We start from the raw sequence: 4,928 nt of genomic DNA on the forward strand, positions 1-4,928 counted from the left end.
AGGTCGAGGCCGCCGCCCGCACCCTGGCCGCCCACCTGCGCCCGCACACCACGGTCATCCTGGAGTCCCCCGTGCTGCCCGGGACCACGGAGGAGTTCCTGCGCCCGCTGCTGGAGGACGGCTCCGGCCTGCGCGCCGGGCGCGACTTCCACCTCGCCTACTCCCCCAGCCGCGTCGACCCCGGCAGCCGCGCCCACACGCCCGCCGGCACCCCGAAGGTCATCGGCGGCCTCACCCCCGCCTGCACCGAGTCCGCCGCCGCGTTCTACGGCCGGCTCACCGACAAGGTGGTCCGCGCGCGCGGACTGCGCGAGGCGGAGACCGTGCAGCTGCTGGAGACCAACTACCGGCACGTGAACATCGCGCTGGTCAACGAGATGGCCGTGCTCTGCCACGAGCTGGGCGTGGACCTGTGGGACGTCATCCGGTGCGCGGAGACCAAGCCCTTCGGCTTCCAGGCGTTCCGGCCGGGCCCCGGCGTCGGCGGACACGGCGCCGCACAGGACCTGACCGGACACGCGACCCGCACCCTGCGCATGGTGGAACTGGCCCAGCAGGTCAACAGCCGGATGCCCCGGTACGTCGTCCAGCGCGCCGCCACGCTCCTGAACGAGCACGGCAAGTCCGCGCGCGGGGCCCGGGTGCTGCTGCTCGGCGTCACCTACAAGCCCGACCTCGCCGACCTCCAGGGCACGCCCGCGCGGGAGATCGCCGTCCGGCTGATGGAGTTCGGCGCGTCCGTGAGCTACCACGACCCGTACGTGCCCGCCTGGAACGTCCTGGACCGCCCGGTCCCGCGCGCCGACTCCCTCTACGAGGCCGCCGCCGACGCCGACCTCACGATCCTGCTCCAGCACCACCGCACGTACGACTTGCAGGGCCTGTCGGTGAAGGCCCAGCTGCTGCTCGACACCCGGGGCGCCACACCCACGGGGGCGGCGCACCGGTTGTGAACGGGGGCGCGCGGGGGTGCGGTGGCGTCCCATGGGCGCCCCCTTTCACGCAGTGCGCCCCCCGGGCAAGAGCGCCCGGGCATGCGAAAGGGCCGGCCGTCCACTCGGGACGACCGGCCCTCGGGGTCGCTGGGACCGCCCGGCGGTTACCGCCGGTGCTGGCTGTCCGCCACCGTCACCTCGACCCGCTGGAACTCCTTCAGCTCGCTGTAGCCGGTGGTGGCCATGGCGCGGCGCAGGGCACCGAAGAAGTTCATGGAGCCGTCCGGGGTGTGGGACGGACCGGTGAGGATCTCCTCGATCGTGCCGACCGTGCCGAGGCCCACCTTCTTGCCGCGGGGCAGCTCCTCGTTGACCGCCTCCATGCCCCAGTGGTGGCCCTTGCCGGGCGCGTCCGTGGCGCGGGCCAGCGGGGAGCCCATCATGACGGCGTCGGCGCCGCAGGCGATGGCCTTGGGCAGGTCACCGGACCAGCCGACACCGCCGTCCGCGATCACGTGCACGTACCGGCCGCCGGACTCGTCCATGTAGTCCCGGCGGGCCGCGGCCACGTCGGCGACGGCCGTCGCCATCGGGACCTGGATGCCGAGGACGTTGCGCGTGGTGTGCGCGGCGCCGCCGCCGAAGCCGACCAGCACGCCGGCCGCACCGGTGCGCATCAGGTGCAGCGCGGCGGTGTACGTGGCGCAGCCGCCGACGATCACCGGCACGTCCAGCTCGTAGATGAACTGCTTGAGGTTCAGCGGCTCGTGCGAGGACGACACGTGCTCCGCCGACACGGTGGTGCCCCGGATCACGAAGATGTCCACGCCCGCGTCCACCACGGCCTTGGAGAACTGGGCGGTGCGCTGCGGGGAGAGCGCGGCGGCGGTGACCACACCGGCGTCGCGCACCTCCTTGATGCGGGCGCCGATCAGCTCCTCCTTGATCGGCGCCGCGTAGACCTCCTGGAGGCGGCGGGTCGCCTGCTCGGCGGGCAGCTCGGCGATCTCGTCCAGCAGCGGCTGCGGGTCCTCGTACCGGGTCCACAGGCCCTCGAGGTTCAGCACGCCGAGGCCGCCCAGCTCACCGATGCGGATCGCGGTGGCCGGGGAGACCACGGAGTCCATGGGGGCGGCCAGGAACGGCAGCTCGAAGCGGTAGGCGTCGATCTGCCAGGCGATCGAGACCTCCTTCGGGTCCCGCGTACGGCGGCTGGGGACGACGGCGATGTCGTCGAAGGCGTACGCCCGGCGGCCGCGCTTGCCGCGCCCGATCTCGATCTCAGTCACGTCTTGGCCTTTCCCTGATGCGTTTCAGCGTCTTCCAGTATCGCCGACACCGGTGACAGCGCCCCCACCCATGCGGCGAGGGCGGCCCCGGATTCCCCCGGAACCGCCCTCGAAGAGCCTCACGCGCGTGCGCGCGTCACTTCTTGCCGCTGTAGTTCGGTGCCTCGACCGTCATCTGGATGTCGTGCGGGTGGCTCTCCTTCAGACCCGCCGAGGTGATCCGCACGAACCGGCCGCCCGCCTGGAGCTCGGGCACGGTCCTGCCGCCGACGTAGAACATCGACTGGCGCAGGCCGCCGACCAGCTGGTGGACGACCGAGGACAGCGGGCCGCGGTAGGGCACCTGGCCCTCGATACCCTCGGGGATCAGCTGCTCGTCGGAGGCGACGCCCTCCTGGAAGTAGCGGTCCTTGGAGAAGGAGCGGCGGTCGCCGCGGGACTGCATGGCGCCGAGGGAGCCCATGCCGCGGTACGACTTGAACTGCTTGCCGTTGATGAACAGCAGCTCGCCCGGGGACTCCTCGCAGCCCGCGAGCAGCGAGCCGAGCATCACCGTGTCGGCGCCCGCGACCAGGGCCTTGGCGATGTCGCCGGAGTACTGCAGACCGCCGTCGCCGATCACCGGGACACCGGCGTCCTTGGCGGCGAGCGCGGCCTCGTAGATCGCGGTGACCTGCGGCACGCCGACGCCGGCGACGACACGGGTGGTGCAGATGGAGCCGGGGCCGACGCCGACCTTGATGCCGTCGGCGCCCGCGTCGACCAGGGCCTGGGCGCCGTCGCGGGTGGCGACGTTGCCGCCGATGACGTCGACGCCGGAGGAGTTCGACTTGATCTTGGCGATCATGTCGCCGACCAGCCGGGAGTGGCCGTGCGCGGTGTCCACGACGATGAAGTCGACACCGGCCTCGATCAGGGCCTGGGCGCGCTCGAAGGCGTCACCGGCCACGCCGACCGCGGCGCCGACCAGCAGGCGGCCCTCGGCGTCCTTGGCGGCGTTCGGGTACTGCTCCGCCTTGACGAAGTCCTTGACGGTGATCAGGCCCTTGAGGATGCCCTCGTCGTCGACCAGCGGCAGCTTCTCGATCTTGTGCTTGCGCAGCAGCTCCATGGCCTCCGGGCCGGAGATGCCGACCTTGCCGGTGACCAGCGGCATCGGGGTCATGACCTCGTGCACGCGGCGGCCGCGGTCGCTCTCGAAGGCCATGTCACGGTTGGTGACGATGCCGAGGAGCCGCTTGTCGCCGTCGGTCACCGGGACACCGCTGATGCGGAACTTGGCGCACAGCGCGTCGGCCTCGGCGAGCGTGGCCTCCGGGTGGATGGTGATCGGGTCGGTCACCATGCCGGACTCGGAGCGCTTCACCAGGTCGACCTGGTTGGCCTGGTCCTCGATGGAGAGGTTGCGGTGCAGGACGCCGACACCGCCCTGGCGGGCCATCGCGATCGCCATGCGGGACTCGGTCACCTTGTCCATGGCGGCGGACAGCAGCGGGATGTTGACCCGCACATTGCGGGAGACGTACGAGGTGGTGTCGATCTCGTCGGGCGCCATGTCCGACGGGCCCGGCAGCAACAGCACGTCGTCGTAGGTCAGCCCGAGTGTCGCGAATTTACCGGGCACTCCGTCGACGTTGGCAGTCATGACACCTTCCCCAAATGGCCTTGATCGGTGCGGATGTCCATGCTAACGGGAAGCATCGCTAGCAAATTCCACGGTAACGGCTCGCTTCAGGCTTCGTACCTTCGTACGAAACCGTAAGTGCGCGTGTGCGGGGACGGGGCTACGGCGGCTCCGTCCAGGGGGATTACTGCTCGGCGAGCGCCCTGAGACGGCTCAGCGCCCGGTGCTGGGCCACGCGGACCGCGCCGGGTGACATTCCCAACATCTGCCCGGTCTCCTCCGCGGTCAAGCCCACGGCGATGCGCAGCAGAAGCAGTTCCCGCTGGTTCTCCGGGAGGTTGGCCAGCAGTTTCTTGGCCCACTCGGCGTCGCTGCTGAGCAGGGCGCGCTCCTCCGGGCCGAGGGAGTCGTCGGGCCGCTCGGGCATCTCGTCGGACGGCACCGCCGTCGACCCCGGGTGGCGCATCGCGGCGCGCTGGAGGTCGGCGACCTTGTGGGAGGCGATGGCGAAGACGAACGCCTCGAAGGGCCGGCCGGTGTCGCGGTAGCGCGGCAGCGCGAGCAGGACGGCGACACAGACCTCCTGGGCGAGGTCCTCCACGAAGTGGCGGGCGTCGCCGGGGAGCCGGGACAGCCGCGTACGGCAGTAGCGCAGCGCCAGCGGGTGAACCCGGGCGAGCAGGTCGTGCGTGGCCTGCTCGTCCCCGTCGACGGCACGATGCACGAGCGCACCGATCGCCCCAGGGGCCGTGCCCGCCTCGTCGTCGCGCATCGGTCCATGGTGCCCTGTGGCCGCGCGGTCCGTCGCATCGTGCTCGTGGTTGTGCACCGAAGCGTTATGAGCAGGTGCGCCGGCACTCATCCCCTGCGCCCTCCCCTTCCGCTCGACCGACTCGTCCCCGAGAGACTCCACATCTCAAGGATGCGGCATCCGCGCCGAAACGAGCATCGCGCGTGCGGCGGGCCGCCTTGCGCGCGCCCTACCGGGGCCCGGCAGAGCGTACGCCGCTCGGCCGCACACCCCGCGCCGGGGGCGCCCACCTGCGCCGGAGCACCGGACACCGCACGCCGGAACGCGCA

Annotated in this window: 4 protein-coding genes; 1 reads left to right on the plus strand and 3 read right to left on the minus strand. The window is 71.7% G+C overall.

What is annotated here, in order from left to right; all coding sequences use genetic code 11:
- Window positions 1-953: nucleotide sugar dehydrogenase (locus H5J33_RS23355; protein ID WP_181796866.1), on the plus strand; the 953-nt coding region annotated here is incomplete at its 5' end.
- A gap of 146 nt (window positions 954-1,099) precedes the next feature.
- Here H5J33_RS23355 and H5J33_RS23360 read toward each other — a convergent pair.
- The 3 genes from H5J33_RS23360 to H5J33_RS23370 form a co-directional block, all read right to left on the minus strand.
- Complete coding sequence (locus H5J33_RS23360) at window positions 1,100-2,224, minus strand: GuaB3 family IMP dehydrogenase-related protein (RefSeq protein ID WP_181796867.1); 1,125 nt, start codon at window positions 2,222-2,224, stop codon at window positions 1,100-1,102.
- Window positions 2,225-2,360: 136 nt separating this feature from the next.
- A complete protein-coding gene (gene guaB / locus H5J33_RS23365) occupies window positions 2,361-3,869 on the minus strand; it encodes an IMP dehydrogenase (RefSeq protein WP_181796868.1) in 1,509 nt (502 codons plus the stop codon).
- A gap of 163 nt (window positions 3,870-4,032) precedes the next feature.
- Window positions 4,033-4,620, minus strand: coding sequence for a sigma-70 family RNA polymerase sigma factor (locus tag H5J33_RS23370; protein WP_030601058.1), 588 nt, complete (start codon window positions 4,618-4,620; stop codon window positions 4,033-4,035).
- Window positions 4,621-4,928: the final 308 nt, after the last annotated feature.

This window comes from Streptomyces sp. WELS2, assembly GCF_013870595.1.
Classification (GTDB): Bacteria; Actinomycetota; Actinomycetes; order Streptomycetales; family Streptomycetaceae; genus Streptomyces.